The sequence below is a fragment of the Escherichia coli DSM 30083 = JCM 1649 = ATCC 11775 genome, assembly GCF_003697165.2.
Lineage (GTDB): Bacteria > Pseudomonadota > Gammaproteobacteria > Enterobacterales > Enterobacteriaceae > Escherichia > Escherichia coli.
The window spans coordinates 1030343-1056164 of sequence record NZ_CP033092.2 but is presented as its reverse complement, the minus strand read 5'-3'; the positions used below and the strand labels follow the sequence as shown (position 1 = coordinate 1056164).

Below are 25822 nucleotides of genomic sequence, written 5' to 3'. Positions count from 1 at the left end.
ATGAAAATTCATCGACCACTGTGGGCTGAGGGGACATTCCTGTCCTCTCAGCAGTTTCAGCAGCAGGCCCGCTGGGAAGCGTTCAGCAATGACTGTATTGCGCAGCTTTGTATTCGCCATCCGTGGGGGATCGCAAACGTGCTCTTTGACCGGGATGCCCTGACGCCCGGAAAGCTGAAAACGCAGGCAGTACGCCTGCGTTTTGCTGATGGCACGCTGATCGATTCAGACGTGAGTGACGTTCTGCCGCTCGCCTGCGATCTGCGCGCGCTGAAGAACGACAGCGCGATTGTTTTGCTGGCGCTGCCGCTTGCACATGGTAACGGCGGTAATCTCGGTCAGGGTGAGCAGACTGAAAGACCGCTGCGCTATCGTCAGGAATGGCAAAAGGTGCAGGATATCTACGGCAGTGACAGTGAAGATATGGCCGTTGAGCGTCATGCGCTGTCCCTGCGCTTTGCTCATGATAACAATCAGGATTACATCACCTGCCCACTGGCGCGTCTGGTGCGGGATGTTCAGGGCAACTGGACACAGGATGAGAGCTATATTCCGCCGTTACTGGCGTTTAACGCCCATGACGGGCTGGTACAGCGTCTGGACACATTGCTGTTGCAGCTACGGGCGAAGTGCCAGCGTCTGATGGCGATGCGCCGGGAAAGCAACCAGCGTATGGCGGACTTTGCCGTCGCCGATGTCTCCCTGTTCTGGCTGCTTAACGCGCTGAATTCCGCCGAGCCGGTGCTGAGCGATTTCCTGCGCTACCCGGCTGTCCACCCCGAACTGGTCTGGCGGGAGCTGGCGAGGCTTGCCGGTGCGCTGCTGACGTTTTCCCTTGAGCATAACGTCAGCGCCGTTCCGCCCTATGTCCACGAATCGCCGTCCACCGTCTTTCCGCCCCTGTTCTCCCTGCTCAGCGAGCTGCTGGAAGCCAGCCTGCCGTCGCGGGTGATCGCGCTGGATCTGGCGTCCCTGCCGGGCAACCGCTGGAAAGCCGACCTGCACGATCCGCGACTGCGGGAAGAGGCCGATTTTTATCTGTCCGTTCGTTCCTCACTGCCTGCGCATCAGGTACTGCATCAGCTACCGCTGGTCTGCAAAATCGGTGCGCCCGATGATGTCACGCTGCTTATCAACGTGGCGCTGAACGGTGTTCAACTGGTGCCGCTTACCTCGGTTCCGGCGGCGCTGCCGCTGCGGCTGGAGAACCAGTATTTTGCGCTGGATATGCACAGTGACGCGGCTAAATCGATGCTGGAGTCCGGGAGCTGCATGATTTATGCGCCGGGAACCATGGGCGACCTGAAACCTGAACTGTTTGCGGTGCTGCGCACATGAAAAAAGATATGGATATCAATATCGATGCGCTGCTGCGCGACACGTTTCTGACGGTGGTGGAACTGCGTCAGGGAACCACCGTGCGTCACGGTATCGAGCTGTATCGCCACTGTCAGCGGCAGGTGGAACTGGTCCGCGAACGTCTGAAAGATGCCGGATTCAGTCGGGAGAACGTGGAGCACATAACTTACGCGCAGTGCGCCCTGCTGGACGAAACGGTGCTCAGCCGTAGTGGCATGGACGACGGTCAGGCCATCTGGATGAAAAACCCACTCCAGTCGCATTTCTTCAACACCCTGCAGGCCGGTGAGCTGCTGTACGAGCGGATGAAGCAGGTGCTACAGGAACCCGCCCCCGCGCAGGCCGTGCTGACCTGCTTTCACCGTGTCCTGCTGCTGGGATTTCGCGGGCGTTATCAGGATCCGGCAGCCCCGGAGCGCGACCAGCTTATTTCGACGCTCAACGGGCAGGTCGCGCCATTTGGTGTGCTGCCGGAAACGGCGGTACTGAACGTGCCGTTATCCACCCGTCAGCACCCTTTGCTGCATTCGCCATTTTTCTGGCTGGTAACACTGGCGCTGCTACTGGCGGGCGTCTGGTGGGGGCTACACCACTGGCTGAATGTACTGGTGGATGAACTGCTGCCGCAAAGCCTGCGTTAAAGGGAGTCGTGAGTGAGGAACACGCTGAAACAGGCCATCGTGCTGTGGGGAATGGTGTTACTGCTGGTGCTGTGGTCAGTGTTTATCAGTCCGTCTGGCGTGCTGAGATGGGCCGGTGCGGCGGCTATCGTTCTGGCGGTTGCTGCGTTGTTGATTTATCGGCGCAGGCAGGCGTGGACGGAGATGACCGGCGATGCCGGGTTGTCATCGCTGCCGCCGGAAACCTACCGACAGCCGGTAGTGCTGGTCTGTGGCGGTCTGTCGGCGCACCTGTTCACTGACAGCCCGGTCCGCCAGGTTTCAGAAGGGCTGTATCTGCATGTTCCTGATGAAGAACAGCTTGTGGCGCAGGTGGAGCGATTGCTGACCCTTCGCCCGGCGTGGGCATCGCAGCTTGCCGTGGCGTATACCATCATGCCCGGCATACACCGGGATGTGGCGGTTCTGGCCGGACGGCTGCGACGGTTCGCCCACAGTATGGCGACGGTGCGTCGTCGGGCAGGCGTAAACGTCCCCTGGCTTCTCTGGAGCGGGCTGTCCGGCTCGCCGTTGCCGGAAAGAGCGAGTTCACCGTGGTTTATCTGTACCGGCGGCGAAGTTCAGGTAGCAACATCCACAGAGAACGCGATGCCCGCGCAGTGGATTGCACAATCCGGCGTACAGGAACGCAGTCAGCGACTCTCTTATCTGCTGAAAGCCGAAAGCCTGATGCAGTGGCTGGATCTTAATGTGCTGGCGGAACTGAACGGCCCGGAGGCGAAATGTCCACCACTGGCGATGGCCGTGGGGCTGGTCCCCTCGTTGCCTGCGGTGGATAACAACCTGTGGCAGTTGTGGATCACCGCCAGAACCGGCCTGACGCCGGATATCGCGGACACCGGCACAGACGATGCGCTGCCATTCCCGGATGCCCTGTTACGGCGGTTGCCGCGTCAGTCGGGCTTTACCCCGCTGCGACGGGCCTGCGTGACCATGCTGGGCGTCACCACCGTGGCGGGTATCGCCGCGCTGTGCCTGTCAGCCACGGCAAATCGCCAGTTATTACGGCAGGTCGGTGACGATCTGCACCGGTTTTATGCCGTCCCGGTGGAGGAATTTATCACCAAAGCCCGTCACCTGTCGGTGCTGAAAGACGATGCGACCATGCTCGATGGGTATTACCGGGAAGGAGAACCACTGCGCCTCGGTCTGGGGTTATACCCCGGCGAACGCATCCGCCAGCCGGTATTACGCGCCATTCGCGACTGGCGTCCGCCTGAACAAAAAATGGAGGTGACGGCTTCGCTTCAGGTTCAGACCGTGCGTCTTGACAGTATGTCGCTGTTTGACGTCGGACAGGCCCGCCTGAAAGACGGCTCGACAAAAGTGCTGGTGGACGCACTGGTGAACATCCGGGCAAAACCGGGCTGGCTGATCCTCGTGGCCGGATATACCGATGCCACCGGCGATGAAAAAAGCAATCAGCAGTTATCGCTGCGGCGTGCCGAAGCGGTGCGCAACTGGATGCTGCAGACCAGCGACATCCCGGCCACCTGTTTTGCCGTACAGGGACTGGGCGAGAGCCAGCCTGCGGCGACCAACGACACGCCACAGGGCCGGGCAGTCAACCGGCGTGTCGAAATCAGTCTTGTTCCGCGTTCTGACGCCTGTCAGGACGTGAAATAAAACATACCGCCGGAAGAAGGCGGTGCTTCAATCACACTAACAAGGAGAGTAATTCTCATGGCTATTCCTGCTTATCTCTGGCTGAAAGATGACGGCGGCGCGGATATCAAAGGTTCCGTGGACGTTCAGGGGCGCGAAGGTAGCATCGAAGTGGTGGCGCTGGATCACGATGTGTACATCCCGACCGACAATAACACCGGCAAACTGACCGGTACCCGTACTCACAAGCCTTTTACGTTTACCAAAGAAATCGATGCCTCCAGCCCGTATCTCTACAAAGCTGTGACCACCGGACAGACCCTGAAAACGGCGGAGTTTAAATTCTACCGCATCAACGATGCCGGTCAGGAAGTGGAGTATTTCAATACCACGCTGGATAACGTCAAGCTGGTCAGAGTAGCTCCGCTGATGCACGACATCAAAGATCCGGGTAAAGAGAAGCATAACCACCTGGAACGCATTGAGTTCCGCTACGAGAAAATCACCTGGACTTACAAAGACGGCAACATCATTCATTCCGACTCGTGGAATGAGCGTCCTTCCGCCTGATAACTGCGGCAGACAGGAAACTGTCTGCCTTTTTGTTGTGTGCTTTGTCCAGTGCCGCAGGCACCGGTACTGAGCAAAGCATACCCACAATCTGGTGAAACCTGATGGGCCTGAGTGAGGTAACGGCTATGGGCGGTAGCGTGCCTGAACGCGGATCGCAGGAATACAGAACACGATAAGGAAACCCTTCTATGACAGGAAATCACCCCGCCGCGCTGCTGCGTCGCCTTAACCCATACTGTGCACGGGCGCTGGACGCTGCCGCCTCACTGTGTCAGACCCGCGCCCATGCGGAGATAACCATTGAACACTGGCTGCTGAAACTGCTGGAGCAGGGAGAAGGCGATATCACGGTGATTGCCCGCCGCTATGAATGGGATATCGACACGCTCTGGCAGTCTCTGCTGGCACATCTGGACACCTTACCCCGCTCGGTCCGCGAACGTCCGCAGCTTTCTGAACCCCTGACGGCGCTTATCAGGCAGGCGTGGCTGATTGCCTCGCTGGAAGGCGACGACCCGCAAATCCGCAGTCAGCACCTGCTGATGGCGCTGACAGAAAAATCGATGCTGCCCGCCTGTAATGACCTGTGGGTATTGCTGAGTCTGAGCCGCGTGCAGCTTGAGCGGCTGCGTCCCCTGCTGGATGCGCAGTCGGATGAATGTCCGGCACGTCAGCCACAGGTCACCGAACCGCTGACCTCTGCACTGCCGGAGACGGCAACGGCGGACGCACCGGCAAAAACGCTGACGGAGAAACAGGATGACGCCCTGCTGGCGGTGCTTAACCGCTTTACCGAAGACGTGACGGAAAAAGCCCGCAGCGGGCGAATCGACCCGGTATTCGGGCGCGACACGGAAATTCGCCAGATGGTCGATATCCTCTCCCGTCGCCGCAAAAACAACCCGATTCTGGTGGGAGAACCGGGGGTGGGCAAAACCGCGCTGGTGGAAGGGCTGGCGCTGCGTATCACCGAAGGCAACGTGCCGGACAGCCTGAAAACGGTGCATATCCGCACACTGGACCTCGGTCTGTTACAGGCTGGCGCGGGCGTTAAAGGTGAATTTGAACAGCGGCTGAAAAATGTCATCGATGCAGTGCAGAAATCACCGGAGCCGGTACTGCTGTTTATTGATGAAGCCCATACCATTATCGGTGCGGGTAATCAGGCAGGCGGCGCGGATGCGGCGAACCTGCTGAAACCGGCACTGGCAAGGGGCGAACTGCGCACCATCGCGGCGACCACGTGGAGCGAATACAAACAGTATTTTGAGCGCGACGCCGCGCTGGAGCGCCGCTTCCAGATGGTTAAGGTTGACGAGCCGGATGATGACACCGCCTGTCTGATGCTGCGGGGACTGAAGGCTCGCTATGCACAGCACCACGGCGTGCATATGCTGGACAGCGCCATTCAGACCGCCGTGCGCCTGTCGCGCCGCTATCTGACCGGACGCCAGCTGCCGGACAAGGCGGTTGATTTGCTGGATACCGCCGGGGCAAGAGTCCGCATGAGCCTTGACACCCTGCCGGAACCGTTGACGCAGCTTCATGCGCGACTGGCGGCACTGGATATTGAGCGGGAAGCGATTGAGCAGGACAGCGTATTTTATCCCGAAGCCAGCCCGGAGCGGCTGGCGGAACTGACCGATTTGCGTGATGAGCTACAGGCAGAAGCCGGGCATCTGGAAGCGCAGTATCAGCAGGAAAAGGCACTGGCGCAGCAGATTATGACGTTGCGTCAGGAAGGAACAGACAGCACTGAACTGCAACAGCAACTGCGAACGCATCAGGGCTTTGCACCGCTGCTGGCGCTGGATGTGGACGCCCGCGCCGTCGCTACGGTGGTGGCGGACTGGACCGGCATCCCGCTCTCATCCCTGCTCAGGGACGAGCAGAGCGATCTGCTCAGTATGGAACAGAGCCTTGAAAACCGCGTGGTCGGGCAACGCCCGGCGCTCTGCGCCATCGCACAGCGGCTGCGGGCGGCTAAAACCGGCCTCACGCCGGAGAACGGCCCACAGGGGGTATTCCTGCTGACCGGCCCCAGCGGCACCGGCAAAACCGAAACTGCGCTCACACTGGCCGACACCCTGTTTGGTGGTGAAAAATCCCTTATCACCATTAATCTTTCGGAATACCAGGAACCGCATACCGTTTCCCAGTTGAAAGGTTCGCCTCCGGGCTATGTCGGCTACGGTCAGGGCGGCGTACTTACCGAAGCCGTTCGCAAACGCCCTTACAGCGTGGTGCTGCTCGACGAAGTGGAAAAGGCGCATCGCGACGTGATGAACCTGTTCTATCAGGTGTTCGACCGGGGCTTTATGCGCGACGGCGAAGGGCGGGAAATCGACTTCCGCAACACCGTCATTCTGATGACCGCCAATCTGGGCAGCGACCACATCATGCAGCTGCTGGAGGAAAAACCGGACGCCACGGACGCAGACCTGCATGAACTGCTGTATCCCCTTCTGCGAGACCATTTTCAGCCTGCACTGATGGCGCGTTTTCAGACGGTGATTTACCGCCCGCTGGGACAGGAAGCGATGCGCACCATTGTGGAAATGAAACTGGCGCAGGTGGTCCGCCGTCTTCACCAGCACTACGGACTGGAAACGGAAATCAACGACAGCCTGTATGACCAGCTTACCGCCGCCTGCCTGCTGCCGGACACCGGTGCGCGTAATATCGACAGCCTGCTGAACCAGCAAATCCTGCCGGTCTTAAGCCAGCAGTTGCTGGCACAGCAGGCCGCGCACCGTAAACCAGCCCAACTACGGCTTGGCTGGGATGAGGAGGACGGGATTGTACTGGAGTTCGCTACGGAAGAGATGCAATAACGGAGGCTGTCATGGGTATTCAGAATTTCGACCACTCACACCACAAGCTCAAAATTCGCGGCCTGAAAAGCCCGGTGGACGTGCTGACTTTTACAGGCCACGAACAGCTCAGCTCACCCTTCCGCTACGACATTCAGTTTACCAGCAGCGATAAAGCCATCGCGCCGGAATCGGTGCTGATGCAGGACGGCGCATTCAGCCTGACGGCACCGCCCGTACAGGGAATGCCGGTACAGACTGCCCTGCGCACCCTGCACGGCGTCATTACCGGCTTTAAACATCTCTCATCGTCACAGGACGAAGCCCGTTACGAAGTGCGCCTTGAACCCCGTATGGCGCTGCTTACCCGCAGCCGCCAGAACGCCATCTACCAGAACCAGACGGTGCCGCAAATCGTCGAAAAAATCCTGCGCGAGCGACACCAGATGCGCGGTCAGGACTTCGTGTTTAACCTCAAAAGCGAATACCCGGCCCGCGAACAGGTGATGCAGTATGGCGAGGACGACCTGACGTTTGTCTCACGCCTGCTGTCGGAAGTGGGTATCTGGTTCCGCTTCGCCACCGACGCCCGGCTGAAAATCGAAGTTATCGAATTTTACGACGACCAGAGCGGCTATGAGCGCGGGCTGACGCTGCCGCTTCGCCATCCTTCTGGGCTGTTTGATGGTGAAACGGAAGCCGTATGGGGGCTGAACACGGCATACAGCGTGGTGGAGAAAAACGTCACCACGCGGGACTACAACTACCGCACCGCCACAGCGGAGATGATGACAGAGCAGCATGACGCCACCGGGGGCGATAACACCACCTACGGCGAAGCCTACCACTATGCTGACAACTTCCTGCAAAAAGGCGATAAAGAGGCAGCGGAAAGCGGCGCGTTTTATGCCCGTATCCGCCACGAACGCTACCTGAATGAACAGGCCATTCTCAAAGGCCAGAGCACCAGTTCACTGCTGATGCCGGGGCTGGAAATCAGGGTTCAGGGCGACGACGCGCCAGCGGTGTTCCGCAAGGGTGTGCTGATTACCGGCGTGACGGCCAGCGCGGCGCGTGACCGCAGCTATGAACTGACGTTCACGGCGATACCCTACTCAGAACGCTACGGCTACCGCCCGGCGCTTATCCCCCGCCCGGTAATGGCCGGCACGCTCCCGGCGCGGGTCACCAGCACGGTGAAGAACGATATTTATGCCCATATCGACAAGGACGGGCGCTACCGGGTCAATCTCGACTTTGACCGCGACGCATGGAAACCGGGTTATGAAAGCCTGTGGGTACGCCAGTCGCGCCCGTATGCGGGAGACACCTACGGCCTGCACCTGCCGCTGCTGGCGGGAACGGAGGTCAGCATCGCCTTTGAGGAAGGCAACCCGGACCGACCTTATATTGCAGGCGTAAAACACGACTCGGCGCACACCGACCATGTGACCATTCAGAACTACAAGCGCAACGTACTGCGTACCCCGGCCAACAACAAAATCCGGCTGGATGACGAACGCGGGAAGGAGCATATCAAGGTCAGCACCGAATACGGCGGCAAGAGCCAGCTAAACCTCGGTCATCTGGTGGATGCCGGGAAACAGCAGCGCGGGGAAGGCTTTGAACTGCGTACCGATATGTGGGGCGCAGTGCGGGCGAAGAAAGGGATTTTTATCAGCGCCGATGCGCAGGACAAGGCGCAGGGTCAGGTTCTGGATATGACTGATGCACTAGCTCAACTTCGCGAGGCACAGTCTTTGGTAGAGGCACTATGTAGTGCTACTGAAGTGGCAAAGGCTGAACTTGCAGATTTGCAGACTCAGAAAGTAATGATGTCAGAGGCTCTGGAGGAACTCAAAAAATCAGCGATGTTGCTTTCGGCTCCGGAAGGAATAGCTCAGGTTACGCCAAAAAGCCTGCAGCTGTCCGCAGGAGAAAACATCATTAGCACCAGTGGAAAAAATTCAGATTTCAGCGTGTTGAAGAAGTTTACCGTTGCTGCTGGAGAAACGGTAAGTCTGTTTGCCCAAAAGCTGGGGATAAAAATTTTTGCCGGTAAGGGAAAAGTAGAGATTCAGGCGCAGGGAGATGAAATGTTGCTAGATGCGCTGAAAGATATCCGCATCAGCAGCAGTGAGGGGCGAATCCTTATTAGCGCAAAAAACGAAATCATTCTGACCAGCGGCGGCGGATATATTCGTATTGGTGATGGTACGGTGGAATGCGCAGCCCCAGACAAGATCATAGAGCGTGGGGCCGTATGGCAGAAGTTCAGCGGCCAGAGCATCAGTCAGGCGATGCAACAGTGGGATTCTGCTGATTTTGCTGTCACACCAGAAAAACTCTGGCAACAAACTGGCAAACCTGCAAAAAATCAAAAGGTACAGGTCACACGGGGTGATGGCTCAGTGGTGGAAATGACCACCGATGAACAAGGACGATTGCCCATACAGTCAGGGCTTTTCGTTGAGTCAATAAAAATTGATCTGCCGGATAGTCAGGAAAACTGAGTGCATACAGGGGGAAATTATGACATCGACGATGCATATGGACAGGGCCGATAAGAATAAAGTTGGCACCGTTGAAATTGAGGATCTACGGGTTATTCCGGTTATTTTTCTGCCCGGAGTCATGGGTTCAAACCTTATGGATAAGAAAGGAAAATCCATCTGGCGATATGATGACTCTATGAGTCTGATGGGCTGGTCACTACCTACATCAGGACCAAAAGAGAGGAAAAGATTATTGCATCCTGACAGGGTGGAGGTCGATAATCGTGGGAGAATTCCCGCACCTCCGGATGCCCAAGAAAAACTTATTCAGTTAGGTCAACAATATCCGGAGGACCCATCCGATAAAGAAGCAATGGATAATTACACTCAGGCAGTACGTGACATTTTGGATAATATAGAGCCAGAAGCGAAATTATTTGGTTCAAGAAAAGATCGCGGCTGGGGAGAGGTTGCAAATGCTAGCTACGGTTCCTTTCTCGATGTATTACAAACAGCATTGTACCGGGACAAACCTACAAAGAAAGGTGAGACGTTAAGTGCGACCTACCAGCAACTACTCGATGTACCTTTGGGTTTGGAGTATGGTCCTGACTCACTTGATGAAGAGTATCTTGAAGTCATAAGGTTGTATCAATTTCCGGTCCATGTCGTTGGCTATAACTGGCTTGGTTCTAATATGCTCTCAGCAATCAGACTACAAGAACAGATCAAGAAAATTGTTGGAGGCTATCAAAAACGAGGAATGAAATGCCATAAAGTTATTCTGGTTACGCATTCAATGGGAGGACTAGTGGCAAGGTACTTTTCAGAGTGTCTTTCGGGGAATACGGATGTCTACGGTATTGTTCATGGCGTATTACCATCAATTGGTGCTGCGGCGACATATACCCGAATGAAACGTGGAACTGAAAACCCAGAGTCAAATCCGGAAGGGTATGTTATCAGTCATATCTTAGGTCGTAATGCAGCTGAAATGGTAGCTGTTTTTTCCCAGTCGCCAGGACCAATGGAATTACTACCCATGAATGATTATGGTGAAGAGTGGCTTAATATTGTCGATCGTGATGGTAGTACATTAACGCTCCCTAAAAATCTTCCCATTAAAGAAGGTATTGCCCCCGAAGAACGCACCTACGCTGAACTTTATCTAAATAGAGAAAATTGGTGGATGAGAATCTATTGAATCCTTTTAATACTTCATTAAATCAAAAGCAAATTGATACTGATTGGAATATATATGAAAATTTAATTACTGAGAGTGTCAATCCATTTCATAAGCAAATTGCTGGAAAATATCATATCAATACTTACTCTTTCTATGGGAGAGCGAAATTGGGAGATATTCCTGAAGCGCATTTAACGCAGGAAAATGTTCTTTGGAAAGGCTCATTATCAATGGGAAAAAAAAGTGATATATCTTTAGAACCAAAATTCATTGATGGTCGTCTTGATTTAAATGAAGTTGGTAACATTAGAACTATTAAGGATGAATTTTCTCCTGAAGAACAGGCGTGGGAAATAAATACTGACGACGGTGATACATATGTTAAGATAGGACAGCGTTTTACATTACGAGACTCTTGTGAAAACGGGGATGGTACAGTACCTCTTCGTGCAGGACAAATCGTACACAAGAACATCCTAGAGCGTTTGGCTGTACAGGTTTCTCACGAGGCTGCTTATCGAAATCCCGTTAGTCAGGCATTTGCATTACGTTCTATTATAAAAATAGCTCAGGAGGTAAAAAAGGATGGTAAAATGTCATACTCTGATTAACCGTAGAAATAAATGTCTGCTGATTGTTTTTATAGTCCTTATTGGATGGATTATATTCAGACCTAAAGCATATACTTATTCACTAAATGATAAAGAAAAAGAGATGCTCATAATGTTATCACAACATCCTGAAACTCGGTACTTTGGATTTTATTCCATAGAACTTCCGGCTGATTACAAACCAACAGGAATGGTTATGTTCATACAAGGATCGGCGATGATCCCTGTAGAAACAAAGCTACAATATTATCCTCCTTTTCTGCAATATATGACACGATATGAGGCAGAACTAAAAAACACCTCAGCATTAGATCCACTGGATACGCCTTATTTGAAGCAAGTTCACCCACTAAGTCCACCTATGAATGGAGTCATTTTTGAACGAATGAAAGCGAAATACACCCCAGATTTTGCACGAGTATTGGATGCATGGAAATGGGAAAATGGCGTTACGTTTTCAGTAAAAATAGAAGCTAAAGATGGTAGAGCAACCCGCTATGATGGAATTAGTAAGATTGCCGAATACAGTTATGGATATAATATTCCAGAAAAAAAAGTACAGTTACTTACTATTCTTTCAGGACTACAACCTCGTGCAGATAACCAACCCCCATCAGAAAATAAATTGGCGATACAATATGCACAGGTTGACGCTTCACTACTTGGAGAGTATGAATTATCTGTAGATTATAAAAATAGCAATAATATTAAAATAAGTTTGCAGACGGATAATAATAGTTATATTGACTCATTATTAGATATAAGATATCCGAGTAATGGAAACAGAGCATGGTATAACTCTATATAAAGGTCGTAAGAAAATTAATGGTCTGGAGATATCTGAATGGTGGGTTCGTAAGCAAATAATGTTGAACTCAGAACCATCACGAGATTATGAATTCAATCTGGCAATCCATGAGGATAAGAAAAACAACAAACAGTTATTAAAACTTGTTATGAATTACAGTGTTGACATCTTACACGCTGACAATGCATTAACTGAACATGAACTGATGGCGCTGTGGGAAAGTATAACAGGGACAATTAAATATCATCCCACGCAGTGGTAAAGCAGATAATCAGAACAGTCTGGAGATATCGGAATATACTCGTGGTACTTCAAGTTGCATGGTACGCACAAGGCCCTTGTCGGAAAGGGCTTGGGCTACAGAACTCATTTACGTGCATCTTCAAGTTTATCGGGTATAGTAGATTAAACAGCAGATCACGCTAAGTACTGACCCGCTGCAAAATTACAGGTTTTATCTGACAGTCCATGATGATAAAAAGAATGGTGGTCAACGGTTAATACTTACGATGACTTATAGCATCAGACCTTCTGAATTCAAAAGAAGTCTTAACCGAACATGAACTGGTTGCCGTGTTGCAGCAAATGACCAGTACGCTGAAATACCCCCTCTCACAAAACATAAAGATAATGGTATCTCATTTATATCAATGACCGGGAATAGGCAACTATACTTTCATTTTTTAAATTATTTTCCTGTTGTAAATAAATCAGAGGTAAAAATTATGCCTGGGATCGTTTGTTTAGGTGATGCCACGACTCATGGTGGTAAGGTGATTACCGCAACTTCAACGCTTTTTATCAATGGCATTCAGGTAGCTCTCGTAGGTGATCTGGTTTCCTGCCCAAAGCACGGCGTGAATCCCATACAAGAAGGTGACCCGACAGCGACGGAAAAAGGTCGTAATGTCGTTGTTAATCATTGCCAATGTGCATGTGGCTGTAGGGTTATCAGTTCTCAACCAGAAAATAGTATCGAGTCATAATATGGGATGGCCTGTACCCGATATTCCAGAAAGAAAAATGCTACCTGAGCCTGTTTATCGACGCTGGATTATATTATTAATATCTATGTTAACAGTTGGTACTCTGTTTATTTTATCGGTCTGGAATTCTGCGACATACTGGGATATTTTTATTTATGGCGTTCTGCCAATGCTGTTTCTTTGGCTATGTTTGTTTGGTATTGCGCTGAACAAATATGAACAATCCGTTGCAGCCTGTATAAGTTGGGAGTCTGAAAGACAACAAGTTAAACAACTCTGGCAACACTGGAGCCAAAAACAACTGGCAATAGTTGGGAATGTTCTTTTTACACCGGAAGAAAAAGGCATGAGTGTTTTACTGGGGCCACAGGAAGAGATCCCTGCATATCCTAAAAAGGCACGACCGTTATTCTCTGCATCCCGTTATTCTCTTTCGTCTATATTCCATGATATTCACCAGCAACTGACACAACAATTTCCTGATTATCGTCATTATCTACATACTATCTACGTATTACAGCCTGAGAAATGGCGTGGAGAAACCGTGAGACAGGCTATTTTCCATCAATGGGACTTAGTACCTGAACGGACCAATACTCTTAATCAAATCCAGTCTCTTTATGATGAAAGATTTGACGGTCTAATTCTGGTTGTTTGTTTACAAAACTGGCCGGAGAATAAACCTGAAGATACGAGTGAACTGGTATCAGCACAGCTTATCTCCTCATCGTCATTTGTACGGCAGCACCAGATACCCGTTATTGCTGGTCTGGGGCGTGTAATGCCATTAGAACCCGAGGAGTTGGAGCATAATCTGGATGTGTTATTTGAATATAACCAATTGGATAACAAACAACTACAGCATGTCTGGGTCTCTGGTTTAGATGAGGGAACGATAGAAAACCTTATGCAGTATGCTGAACAACATCAATGGTCACTTCCTAAAAAACGGCCCCTACACATGATTGATCATTCCTTTGGCCCTACAGGAGAGTTTATTTTTCCTGTCTCTCTGGCAATGCTGTCAGAGGCTGCCAAAGAAACTGAACAAAATCATTTAATTATCTATCAGTCAGCACAGTATGCTCAGAAAAAGAGCCTTTGCCTGATTACCCGGAAGCTTTATTTAAGGACATGAGGAAAAATAATGCATACTCAGCGTTACGGTTTCTGGGGATATTTAATTCTGATTATTGGTTTGGCAGGGATTTGCGCTCTGTTAATTATTATTAATCAGGATGTTCTGATAAAGAGCGGAGTGTCTGCTCGTCTGATATGGGGAATATGGGCGGGATTATTTTCTCTTTTTTTACTTGGGGTTGTGTGTTCGCCGTTCTGGTGGATCCGGAAGCAAAGGAAAGCGCAATTTATTTACAGACCAAAAAATTCGGCAGAAAACGACCAACCCGTATCTTCTCCATCAGAGGATATTTTAACCGATCTCAGCTCAAATATTCGGTTACGCTATGGTCCGTTCTGGCGGCGTAAAGTCCGCCTGCTGCTGGTGACCGGCGAGCCTGAAGAGGCAGAGGCCATCGCGCCGGGGCTGACCGGGCAACACTGGCTGGAGGGCGACCACACCGTGCTGATATATGGCGGCAGGCCAACAGCGGAGCCTGATGTCACACTGCTGACCGCCTTAAAAAAACTGCGCCGCAGCCGTCCGCTGGACGGCATCATCTGGCCGCTGACAGAAGAACAAAGCCGCCAGACCGCACAACTCGACAAAGGCTGGCGCGAACTGATAAACGGCGGTAAGCGACTCGGTTTTCAGGCTCCACTCTATTTGTGGCAGGTCTGTGACGACGGTGATTATCAGACCGGACGCCCCCTGCAAAGCGTCGGCTGCCTGCTGCCGGAACGCTGTACCCCGGAACAACTGGCTGTAATGCTGGAAGCACAAACCCTGCCGCTGACGGAACAGGGCATGTCGCAACTGCTGGCGGATAACCGCCATGATTTCCTGCTGCGTCTGGCCCATACCCTTGCAGAGCGGGGTATCGCTCACTGGCAAAGCGTTCTGAAACCGCTGCTGGCAGGCGGCGCATTTTCTTCCCTGCGCCTGCGTGGCCTGATGTTCAGCCCGCCGCTTGCCGCCGTGCCGGAGGCCGCACCTCATGCGTGGCTGCCGTCACCGGTCTGGGCGGGCGTGACGGGTGATAACGCGCGCGGGCGCACGGTGGGTTTTCCGTGGCTGCGTACCGCACTGATGTCCGCTGTCTGCGTGCTGGTGATATGGGGGGCCGGAATGACGACCTCGTTCTTCGCCAACCGCGCTCTTGTTCAGGAAACCGGTATCCAGACGGCGCGTGCGCTCGATACCCGCCTGCCGCTGGCAGAACAACTGGTGGCGCTGCATACCCTGCAGGGCGAACTGGAACGCCTGCAATACCGTATCCGCGAAGGTGCGCCGTGGTATCAGCGTTTTGGCCTTGAACGTAACCAACAACTGCTCGCCGCCGCTTTTCCCGGCTATGCGCAGGCGGCAAACCGGCTGGTGCGCGACGTGGCCGTTGACCATCTGCAACAGCAACTTAATGCCTTTGTCGCGCTGCCGCCCAACAGTCCTCAGCGTACCGCCACCGGTGAACAACGCTATAAGCAGCTTAAGGCATTGCTGATGACTTCCCGCCCGGAAAAGGCCGACGCTGCCTTTTTCAGTACCACGCTGATGGCGGACGGTCTGCGCTACGAGAATATCCCGGAAGGTGTGCGGCAGAGCGTGTTGCCGTCACTGCTGACCTTCTGGACGGCGAACCTGCCGGAACACCCGCAGTGGAAAACATCGCCGCCACCGGAACTGACCGGCGCAGTGCGTAAAATCCTGCTGCGCCAGATTGGTGTGCGTAATGCCGAAAACACCCTCTACCAGAACGTGCTGCAACAGGTGTCCCGCAACTACGCCGTTATGACGCTGGCGGACATGACCGGGGATACCCTCACCGAATCTCTTTTCAGTACGGAACAGACGGTGCCGGGGATGTTCACCCGTCAGGCGTGGGAAGGACAGGTCAGGGAAGCCATCGAGCAGGTGGTGACGGCGCGGCGCGAGGAAATCGACTGGGTACTCAGCGACCGCCAGCAGGATACCTCTGCGGATATCTCGCCGGATACGCTGCGTAACCGTCTCACCTCACGCTACTTTACCGACTTTGCCGGAAGCTGGCTGGCGTTTCTCAACAGCATTCGCTGGAAAAAGGAAGACTCGCTCTCCGGCATTCTCGACCAGCTGACACTGATGGCCGATGCCCGTCAGTCGCCACTGATTGCGCTGACGGACACCCTCGCGTGGCAGGCGGCGGCAGGCAGGGAAAACCGTGGCCTGTCAGACTCGCTGGCGAAATCGGCACAGGAACTGTTTAACGGCAAGGAGAAAACGCCGCAGCAATCCCGTGAAGGCAACGAGCCTGTCGGGCCGCTGGATAAAACCTTCGCGCCGCTACTGCGGTTGCTGGGCGATAAGGCAGGAGGCGGTGGTGGTGATACGCAACTCAGCCTGCAAACGTATCTGACCCGCGTCACCCGCGTGCGTCTCAAACTGCAACAGGTGACCAACGCCCCCGACCCGCAGGAGATGACCCAGCAACTGGCGCAGACGGTTTTACAGGGCAAAACCGTTGACCTCACCGACACCCGCGACTACGGACGGTTAATCGCCGCCAGTCTGGGCGAGGAATGGAGTGGCTTCGGTCAGGCGCTGTTCGTCCGCCCGGTGGAGCAGTCGTGGCGGCAGGTGCTGACGCCTGCGGCGGACAGCCTGAACCGTCAGTGGCAGCGGGCGATAGTCAGCCACTGGAATCAGGACTTCGCCGGGCGCTATCCGTTCAAAGCCTCACAAAACGATGCCTCTCTTCCCCTGCTGGCACAGTATCTGCGCGATGACGGGCGCATCAACCAGTTTATCGCCGCCAACCTTTCCGGTGTTCTGAAACGTGAAGGCCGCTACTGGGTGGCTGACGCCATGAACACGCAGGGGCTGACGGTTAACCCGGACTTTATCCGCGCCCTGAACCGCCTGCGTGACGTGGCCGACACCGCCTTTGCCAGCGGCGATGCGGGAATACATTTCGAACTGCGGGCAAAACCGGCGCGTGACGTGATGAAAACGCATCTGGTGATTGACGGGCAGGAGCTGGAATATTTCAACCAGAAGGAACGCTGGCAGCGTTTCAACTGGCCGGATGAACAGTGGCAACCCGGCGCATCGCTGAGCTGGACCAGCACGCAGGCGATGGAACGCATTCTGGCGGATTACCGGGGAAGCTGGAGCCTTATTCGCCTGCTGGAACAGGCGCAGGTGACACCGGTGGACAGCAGCACCTTTAAGGTGGTGTGGAAAGCGCAGGATGGCCTGCCGCTGAATTACCTGCTGCGGGTTGAACAGGGTAAAGGGCCGCTGGCGCTGCTGGAGCTGAAAAACTTCCGCCTGCCGGGACAGGTATTTCTGACCGGCAGGAGTATGAAGGATGCGGAAGAGTATGGGGAAGACGCCGATGAGTGAACTGTTGCAAAAGCTGACCCGTAGCTGTTTTGCCGACCGGGATGCACTGGATGTGGCGCGAACACAGGCGGCGCTGTGGCAGACATGGCTGCTGCCGGTGACGGCAGACACGCCGGTCGGGGAAGACCCCGGCTACCACGACGATTTCCTGCGTATACGCGACGAAATGAACAAACTTTCCGGCACAGATACCGGCCTTATCTGCCAGCTTGCCGAATCCCTGCTGCTGACGCAGGCCAAAGACGTGCGCATCGCCACTTACTACATCTGGGCGCGACTGCACCGCGACGGTGAGCGCGGACTGGCGGAAGGACTGGCGCTGCTGACCGGACTGGTGGAACGCTTCGGTACGCAACTGCTGCCCTCGCGTCCGGCCAGCCGGAAAATGGCGCTGGAGTGGCTGGCAGGGGAAAAGATGCTCGACAGCCTTGCCCGCTACCCGGAAGTGGCAAAAGAGGATTTTGCGAACATTGTTGCCGCTCTTAATCAACTGACGGTTTCCTTCACTGCATGGCCCGAAGACCAGCATTCCCCCTCCCTGATGCCACTGATTAACGCGCTGGAATCACGTCTGGCGCAGTCGGGCGGGATGAACGCGGTGGTGCCGCAAAACAGCAGCAGCGTTACTGCACCGTCATCCCCGGTGGATGCGCCACAGGTACAGACCATCACCTCCGGGCGTGACCTGCTCGACCAGGCGAAAGTGCTGGCCCGTTATCTGAACGAACAGCCGCAGGGCTGGCTTTCGGCGCACCGGCTGATGAAAACCCTGCGCTGGGACACGGTGCATGAACTGCCGCCGGATGTGGACGGCAAAACCCGGCTGGCCCCGCCGCGCACCGAGTCACGCAACCAGCTTAAGCGGCTGTATGCCCAGCAGAACTGGACGGAACTGCTGGAGCAGGCCGACCTGATGTTCAGCACCGGCGTCAGCCATTTCTGGCTGGATATCCAGTGGTATCTGCATCAGGCGCTGACTAAGGCGGGCGTACCGTGGGACAGGTGGACAGCTGTTATCCGTCAGGACCTGGCGTTACTGCTGGAACGCCTGCCAGGGCTGGAAAATCTGGCATGGAACGACGGCACGCCGTTCGCCGATGAGGTGACGCGCAACTGGATAGCGCAGCAGGTCATGATGCGGGAAGACGGCGCATGGCTTGCGGGGAAAGCCGCTGTACCGACAGACGACGCCACAAATGACGTACTGGCGCTGGAGCCGGAAGCACTGGCGATGGCAGACAGTCAGGGCGTGGAAGCGGCGCTGGGCTGGATACAGACCCGTCCGGGCATCACCACGGCACGACAGCGCCTGTTATTGCGACTGCTGATGGCGCGGGTGGCGGAACAGTACGGTAAAAACGAGATGGCGCTCCTGCTGCTGGAAGAACTGGATACCGCCGCACAGGGAATAACGCTGACGCAGTGGGAGCCAGAACTGCTGTTTGAAGTAAAAGCCCGGCAACTGAAACTGCTGCGTCTGCGGGCGCACCGCTATGCGGATAAAGCCCTGCTGAACCGAAAAATGGAAATCCTGCTGGGAACGCTGGTGGCAATCGATCCGGCACGGGCAGCGGTACTGTGTGATACGCAACATAAGGACTGATGGCAATGGGAACAGGCTACTTTCTGGTCAGGGGGGACAAAACCACCTGCGGCGGGAAGATTATTGAAGGCGCGGACGACCATACGATCATGGGTATCCCACAGGCACGGGATATGGATCGGGTCACCTGCGGCAGATATCCGGGAATGTTTATTATTGTGGGCGGCGTGCCGGAAACGGATATTCACGGCAGGCTGATGGCGGGATCTCTGGACAGCCAGAGCAGTTGCCCGTGCAAGGCGCGGTTTATTGCGTCAATGATGGATGATACCTATGAAACGGATGACGGGGGAAGCGAGCCGGAACAACATGCGCAGTCGGCGAGGAAAAATCTGACTTCCGGTAATCCAGATAAAAAATACAGTCATCAGATAAAACTTCAACATGGCGAAAATAATGTTAGTGTACAGGACATACCTTATGTCTTTATCCTAAATAATAACATGTCTCTCAGTGGCAAGACTAATCAGGATGGCGAGACTGAGAGAATATATACAGATACTGCTCAAAAGGTAATTGCACTTACAGGAAAACTGGCTGATTCCTGGCTGAAAAGAGGGAAAAATTTTGGTTCATTAAAAGAAATTGACAATAGAAAGATCGAATTAACAACTGAAGAGAATGAACCTGTAAAATATGTCAACTGGATTAATGGGCGTGATTATATTGTGATTGTGGCGGCCAGAACAGCCGTAACAAACTGGATAGGAATGGAGGACTCAAAAGGAAATCAGTATCGATTTATAAATTGTGGATTAGAACAATTACAACAGTTTCCTCCAGCCAGTAAACAGGATTCCAGTTCGCAGCGAATTATGGTGGTTTTTTCGCTTGGGTATACGCAAAAAGATATTGATAGAATTAATGATTATACTAAAGCGCACGATGGAAGAATTATCTATGTCAAGAATAAGGATGAATTAGTTTCATTCCTGAATCAACGCAAAGAAAAAGGAAGAGTGATTAAGGAACTGGTTATTCTGTGCCACGGTGTTATTAAAACAGCTTCATATCATTATCATCATGAAGACAAGGATATTGAAAAAAATGGAATGTTTAAACATGAAGATATTGCAGCAGTTCACGAGTCAGTTTTTGATTATGATGCCCATGTGACAACATATGCCTGTCGGGCCGGTATCTCAGATGGTGATAAAGATTTTTCCGGGAAGGATGATGCAGGGCAAAAGGACAGCCCGGCACAGAAAATGGCTGATAACTGGGATGTCATGGTTAAAGCGTTTGAGATGAGATCGGACTACAGTCTGGCTTATGGGACAGGCAAGGAAATTAAAGAAGCTCAGGAATATGGTAGTGTGGTAGAAAAATATAAAAAAGATATAGATATGTATAATAAAGAAAAAGCAAAGGGGAATACTGAAGTTTCCCCTCCAGTGAAACCAGAGGGATATGATGAGAAATCAAAACGCCATGCAGATGTTACTACCAGAGACAAAAATGAAAAGTCTGGCGGAGGACCAATAGCTCCTAATGGTGCATGGCATATGCCAAGAACAGGGGATTCGCCGAAAGGGCTGAAAAGCGGGTTACAGGATTATCAGCCTGAGGAGTGGGTTCAATAATGTTCTTAAAAAGAAAATGGTATTACGCAGTGACGACATCTGTCGTCATTACTTTGTGTGGTGGAGGATATTATATGTACAGGCAAGAATATCAGATGGTTGTCACTGTACCAACTGCTGACGCGAACGATCCCAACTGGCCAAATAAAAGGATACAGTTTGATACCAGCGAATGGCTACAGCAACTTCAATATATTAAAATAGATGATCATTATATATTGAATACTCAATATACTCCAATTGCTAATTTGGATGACTTTGGTATTACATTAAAATTACAGAACGCATTAAATGGGTCGGATAAAAGACTTCCTGCACTATATGGCCTTGCTGAGATGGATGCTCAGAAATTTAAAGACCTGATGCGCGGTAAAATTAAATGTGAATATCTGAGGACGACATTTGATGCGGAAACATTAAAGCCTGTCAATGATTATTTCCTTATTTCTTTTACTTATAAAGATAAGTGGTATGAATTTGAGACAGAAAGAAAAATATCTAAAACAAGTGATGATGGGTATTTTTTGTGGGCATTTGATAATACTGTCCACGAAGCAGGCTATTGGCATAACACAGATCCGGCTGCGTATTCCTATAGAGATTACCAGAATGGTAAGGCTGTGAAATAAGTGTCAGGATACTCAGGCGGCGGTACTGTGCGATACGCAGCTTAGTTTGGATTACTGATTGTATTGTGGCCTATATTGAAGCAGCTCAGCAGGAATTTGTTGAGAAAGCCAGAGAGACTGCAGATGATATCTGGGACTTGGGAACTATGTGGGCAAAAAATGTGCTAATTAAAGGAAGGGAGGTACTGGAGCATGAGGTGAAGTAATATCTAAGAGAAAATCTTGATAATATAATTAAGTGGGGACTAAATTAGAGATGAATATTCAGGCAATAAAAGAAATGGTAAATTTAATTTGTAGTTTTTTATTTATATTCTTTCTGTCCTCGGCTTTTGTTTCTTTTGGGTGTTATGCTATTTATGAATTGTTTTTATGGAATGATATTATTGTATATAGCTGGGGATATATATTAATTGTCTTTTTACCTTTCACATTATATGTAATGTCGTTTGAGATTTTGTTTTTTGCTATTAGTGGGCGACGATTGTCTAAAGTAACAATGGTGCGCCTTTGGTTGATAATTAAAATTATTATTGCTTTCTCTATTTGCGCAGTGTTGATTTTTTCTTCAATTTACAAAAAAGAATTATTATCTAGAAATTATATTGCTTGTAGTGGTATCCCGTCTGGGTGGATGCCGGGTCTGGCAACGAAATACGTTAAAGAAAAATCATTATGCGAAAAAAATGGCAATAATTAAATCAATGATGAGGTTATGATGTTTTATCTAAAAAACAATAGAGTAGCGATGTATCAGTAACAGTTAATTTTATTTTCAGTGTGAGATTGCTTAATCTTACATGGCAAATAAATCAATGTCATGTAAAACGAAATGTAAATATCACACACTATATTAAAGATGTAATACCCAGGAAGATGAAGTAACTGACCGGCAATACTATAAGCAAAGTAGTCATTGTTTATTTTTAACAGATGATTGTAATGGTTTTTTAATTGCGCTCATCTTTATGGGTTATTGTTGTTTTTTACTGGTGTTTTATGAACTGTAAAATATATTTTCTTTTTACTGTTATCTAACTTTTTAGTTAAATGGGAAATAACTCTCTGAATGGACGACCTGACCCAACGCTACTATGAAGCCGAAATGCGCTACCTGCGTGAAGCGGGTAAAGAATTCGCACAGGCGTATCCCGACCGTGCTGCGATGCTTAATCTTGATAAACCCGGCGCACGCGATCCCTATGTGGAGCGCCTGTTCGAGGGCTTCGCTTTTTTAATGGGCCGCCTGCGCGAAAAGCTGGACGACGATCTGCCGGAACTGACTGAAGGGCTGGTCAGCCTGCTGTGGCCCCACTACCTGCGAACCATCCCGTCACTTTCCGTGGTTGAACTGTCGACAGATCACCGGCAGATGAAGCAGAGCGAAACGCTGAGCGATTTTCAGGTATTGTCGCGCCCTGTTGGCGAGCGCAGAACCCGCTGCGTCTACAGTGCCACGCGTGATATCACGCTGCATCCGCTGGCGTTGCCGGACGTGTCATTGCAATATGAACCGGACGGACGCTCGGTTATCCGTCTGCGCTTTGCGTGCGGCCCGCTGGTTGGTGACTGGTCGCAGATCGATTTATCCCGCCTGCCGCTCTATCTCAATGCCGACAGCCCGGTAGCCTGTGCGTTGCACCGGGCTTTAACGCTTGGCACGCAGCAGTTCTGGCTGCGTCTGCCGGGGCAGGATCGCCGGATGCTTGGCGCACACTTTTCCCCGATGGGCTTTGAGGATGATGACAGGCTCTGGCCAAAAGGTGAGTCAGCCTTCAGCGGTTACCAGTTGCTGCTGGAGTATTTCACCTTCCGCGAGAAGTTTATGTTCGTGGCGCTGAACGGGCTGGAGCAGGTTGCATGGCCGGAGGGGATAACCGGCTTTGAGATTGACGTGGTGCTGAACGAGAACTGGCCTCACGACCTGCCGTTTGACAGCGATAATATCCGTCTGCACTGCGTGCCGGTCATCAACCTGTTCCCGCTCGAAGCCGATCCGTTACACCTTTCGCCACTGGAAAACGAATTTCTGCTACGCCCGATGCGCATTCAGGACGGGCATACCGAGATTTATTCCGTCGACAACATTATTTCTTCGCGCCATACCGGCAGTCAGGCATATGTCCCCTTTTCCAGCTTTCGTCACCGGGGCGGGATGCTGCGCCACGATGCGCCGGAACGCTATTACCACACGCGGGTAAAGCGCGGCCCTTCCGGCTTGCACGACACATGGCTGATTCTGGGCGGCGATGCGTTTGATTCCGACCGGATGCTGGAGGATGAAACCCTGTCCTTAAGTCTGACCGGCACCAACGGGCAGCTTCCCCGTAAAGCCTTACAGAGCACCCTGCTCGATACGCCAGTTCATGCCTCACAGAACGTCCTGCGGGTGCGCAACCTGTGCGCCCCGACGCAGCCCTGCTATCCCCCGGCGCGTGACCGCTTCCACTGGCGGGTGCTCAGCCACCTCGGTTCTAACTTTTTATCGATGATGGATAACGCCGAAATTCTGCGCGGCACGCTGGCGCTGTACGACTGGACCGAAAGCGAGATGAACCGCCGTCGTCTGGAGGCGATTGTCGACGTTCAGCACAGCCTGATACAGCGTTTTGAAAGAGGCTTTCTGCTGCGTGGCGTGGATATTCAGGTGACGCTGGACAGTAACGGCTTTGCCGGAGAAGGTGATATCACGCTGTTTGGTGAACTGCTGCACCGCTTCTTCGCACTGTATGCCGATATCCACTTATTCACTCAACTGACCTTAATTCTGCAACCCACAGGAAAGTGCCTGCAATGGACAGAGCATCACAGCCAGCGCGTACCGGGCTGACCGACCGGCTGGCCCCGGATATTGCGCGGATCAATTTTTACCGTTTTTGCCAGTTGCTGGAACAGAGCCAGCAGAAAGCGCCGCTGGGCAGTACCGACAACCCCGCCGCCGATGCGGTGCGTTTTCGCCCCCATCCCGGAATGGGCTTTCCGGTCAGCGAGTTAAAGAACGTTGAACGTGACGTGGACAATCCCGACGCGCCACCCACGGTGCGCACCACCTTTCTCGGCCTGTACGGCGTGGATTCACCGCTGCCCACCGCCTATCTGGACTACATTACCCAGCGTCATGACGGACATGACGCAGTGATGGCGTTTCTCGATATTTTTAACCATCGCTTTATCACCCAGTATTACCGCATCTGGCGCAAATATAACTACCCGGCGTCGTTTGAAGCAGGTGCCGTGGATGACATTTCCCGTTGTCTGCTGGGGTTAATCGGGCTGGGTATTCCCGGCAGCGAGAACCATATCGCCACGCCTGTATCCCGTTTTCTGGCCCTGCTCAGCGTGATGCGCCTGCCCACCCGCACGGCTGAAGGCGTCACGGCACTGGTGGGGCTGCTTGCCCCGCTGACGAAAGCCACGGTGGTGCCTCACGATCCGCAGCCTGTAATTCTCCCGGCCCCTGCGGGTCTGTCAAAAAATTCACGCATCAGCCTGAAAACGCGAACGCTGCTGGGGCGTACCGGTACCGACGTCAACAGCCAGTTGCTGCTGAAACTGTATACCGAAGATGCCGCAGAAGCACGTGGCTGGCTGCCCGGCGGGCAACTGCACAGCGATTTGCTGGTGCTGCTGCGCGTTTATCTGGGCTGGCGCTGTCAGGCCCGTCTGCAACTGACGCTGCCCGTCAGCCTGTTGCCTGCTGCCCGGCTGGGAAAACAGCGTGTACAGATTAGCCGTACCGGCATCCTTCGCGCCTCCTTTGCCGCGCCCGCGACCGGAACAGTGACGGTCAGTCTGGGGCGTTATCAGGGATTAATACCCGCTTTTTCCATTCGTAACAGGGAGAGTATGACTCATGTTTCCTATTCGTTTTAAACGTCCGGCGTTGCTCTGTATGGCGATGCTGACGGTTGTTCTGAGTGGCTGCGGGCTGATTCAGAAAGTGGTGGATGAATCGAAAAGCGTGGCCTCAGCCGTTTTCTACAAACAAATCAAAATACTGCATCTCGATTTCTTCTCCCGCAGCGCCCTGAATACGGATGCGGAAGATACGCCGCTTTCCACGATGGTGCATGTCTGGCAACTGAAAACCCGCGAAGATTTTGACAAGGCGGATTACGACACCCTGTTTATGCAGGAAGAGAAGACGCTGGAGAAGGACGTACTGGCAAAACACACCGTCTGGGTAAAACCGGAAGGCACGGCATCCCTGAATGTGCCGCTGGATAAAGAGACGCAGTTTGTCGCCATTATTGGGCAGTTTTATCACCCTGATGAAAAAAGCGACAGCTGGCGTCTGGTGATCAAAAGGGACGAACTGGAGGCCGACAAGCCGCGCTCGATTGAACTGATGAGAAGCGACCTGCGACTGCTGCCTCTCAAGGATAAATAA

Annotated in this window: 20 protein-coding genes; all 20 read left to right on the top strand. The window is 52.6% G+C overall.

Annotated elements, in window-relative coordinates:
* A complete protein-coding gene (tssK, locus tag EAS44_RS05890) occupies window positions 1-1338 on the top strand; it encodes a type VI secretion system baseplate subunit TssK (RefSeq protein WP_000690892.1) in 1338 nt (445 codons plus the stop codon).
* Window positions 1335-2000 carry a type VI secretion system protein TssL, short form gene (gene tssL / locus EAS44_RS05885; protein WP_000710991.1) on the top strand — a complete coding sequence of 222 codons (666 nt, stop codon included), beginning with the start codon at window positions 1335-1337 and terminating at the stop codon, window positions 1998-2000. Before tssK ends, tssL begins: the two co-directional genes overlap by 4 nt.
* A gap of 12 nt (window positions 2001-2012) precedes the next feature.
* Window positions 2013-3665, top strand: a complete 1653-nt coding sequence (locus EAS44_RS05880) for an OmpA family protein (protein WP_001246521.1) — start codon at window positions 2013-2015, stop codon at window positions 3663-3665.
* Window positions 3666-3722: 57 nt separating this feature from the next.
* Window positions 3723-4214, top strand: coding sequence for an Hcp family type VI secretion system effector (locus tag EAS44_RS05875; RefSeq protein ID WP_000997072.1), 492 nt, complete (start codon window positions 3723-3725; stop codon window positions 4212-4214).
* 191 nt (window positions 4215-4405) lie between these two features.
* Window positions 4406-7051, top strand: a complete 2646-nt coding sequence (tssH, locus tag EAS44_RS05870) for a type VI secretion system ATPase TssH (protein ID WP_000147358.1) — start codon at window positions 4406-4408, stop codon at window positions 7049-7051.
* Between the two features lie 11 nt (window positions 7052-7062).
* Window positions 7063-9543 carry a DUF2345 domain-containing protein gene (locus EAS44_RS05865; RefSeq protein WP_029130952.1) on the top strand — a complete coding sequence of 827 codons (2481 nt, stop codon included), beginning with the start codon at window positions 7063-7065 and terminating at the stop codon, window positions 9541-9543.
* A gap of 19 nt (window positions 9544-9562) precedes the next feature.
* Entirely contained in the window at window positions 9563-10729 is a 1167-nt protein-coding gene (locus EAS44_RS05860) for an esterase/lipase family protein (protein WP_001350751.1), read from the top strand.
* Window positions 10711-11322 carry a hypothetical protein gene (locus EAS44_RS25525; RefSeq protein WP_001331599.1) on the top strand — a complete coding sequence of 204 codons (612 nt, stop codon included), beginning with the start codon at window positions 10711-10713 and terminating at the stop codon, window positions 11320-11322. The genes EAS44_RS05860 and EAS44_RS25525 overlap by 19 nt, the downstream gene beginning before the upstream one ends.
* Window positions 11297-12130 carry a hypothetical protein gene (locus EAS44_RS05855; RefSeq protein ID WP_001331598.1) on the top strand — a complete coding sequence of 278 codons (834 nt, stop codon included), beginning with the start codon at window positions 11297-11299 and terminating at the stop codon, window positions 12128-12130. The genes EAS44_RS25525 and EAS44_RS05855 overlap by 26 nt, the downstream gene beginning before the upstream one ends.
* Entirely contained in the window at window positions 12099-12392 is a 294-nt protein-coding gene (locus EAS44_RS05850; protein ID WP_001331597.1) for a T6SS immunity protein Tli4 family protein, read from the top strand. Before EAS44_RS05855 ends, EAS44_RS05850 begins: the two co-directional genes overlap by 32 nt.
* Before the next feature lie 463 nt (window positions 12393-12855).
* Entirely contained in the window at window positions 12856-13116 is a 261-nt protein-coding gene (locus EAS44_RS05845) for a PAAR domain-containing protein (RefSeq protein WP_001117814.1), read from the top strand.
* Window position 13117: 1 nt separating this feature from the next.
* The gene (locus EAS44_RS05840) at window positions 13118-14254 is read left to right on the top strand and encodes a hypothetical protein (RefSeq protein ID WP_001514353.1); all 1137 of its coding nucleotides are present in this window, start codon (window positions 13118-13120) and stop codon (window positions 14252-14254) included.
* A gap of 9 nt (window positions 14255-14263) precedes the next feature.
* Window positions 14264-17617, top strand: a complete 3354-nt coding sequence (locus tag EAS44_RS05835; protein WP_029130951.1) for an ImcF-related family protein — start codon at window positions 14264-14266, stop codon at window positions 17615-17617.
* Complete coding sequence (gene tssA, locus EAS44_RS05830) at window positions 17610-19220, top strand: type VI secretion system protein TssA (protein ID WP_001350749.1); 1611 nt, start codon at window positions 17610-17612, stop codon at window positions 19218-19220. The genes EAS44_RS05835 and tssA overlap by 8 nt, the downstream gene beginning before the upstream one ends.
* Window positions 19221-19225: 5 nt before the next feature.
* Window positions 19226-20803, top strand: coding sequence for a PAAR domain-containing protein (locus EAS44_RS05825; RefSeq protein ID WP_001351084.1), 1578 nt, complete (start codon window positions 19226-19228; stop codon window positions 20801-20803).
* Window positions 20804-20877: 74 nt separating this feature from the next.
* Window positions 20878-21432 (top strand): hypothetical protein, encoded by a 555-nt coding sequence (locus tag EAS44_RS05820; protein WP_001363020.1) that lies wholly within the window; start codon window positions 20878-20880, stop codon window positions 21430-21432.
* A gap of 256 nt (window positions 21433-21688) precedes the next feature.
* Entirely contained in the window at window positions 21689-22132 is a 444-nt protein-coding gene (locus EAS44_RS05815) for a hypothetical protein (protein WP_001025271.1), read from the top strand.
* Between the two features lie 369 nt (window positions 22133-22501).
* Entirely contained in the window at window positions 22502-24262 is a 1761-nt protein-coding gene (tssF, locus tag EAS44_RS05810; RefSeq protein ID WP_000342485.1) for a type VI secretion system baseplate subunit TssF, read from the top strand.
* Window positions 24226-25305: a type VI secretion system baseplate subunit TssG gene (gene tssG, locus EAS44_RS05805; protein ID WP_000373308.1), complete on the top strand. Its 1080-nt coding sequence runs from the start codon at window positions 24226-24228 to the stop codon at window positions 25303-25305. The genes tssF and tssG overlap by 37 nt, the downstream gene beginning before the upstream one ends.
* Entirely contained in the window at window positions 25286-25822 is a 537-nt protein-coding gene (gene tssJ, locus EAS44_RS05800; protein ID WP_000484008.1) for a type VI secretion system lipoprotein TssJ, read from the top strand. The genes tssG and tssJ overlap by 20 nt, the downstream gene beginning before the upstream one ends.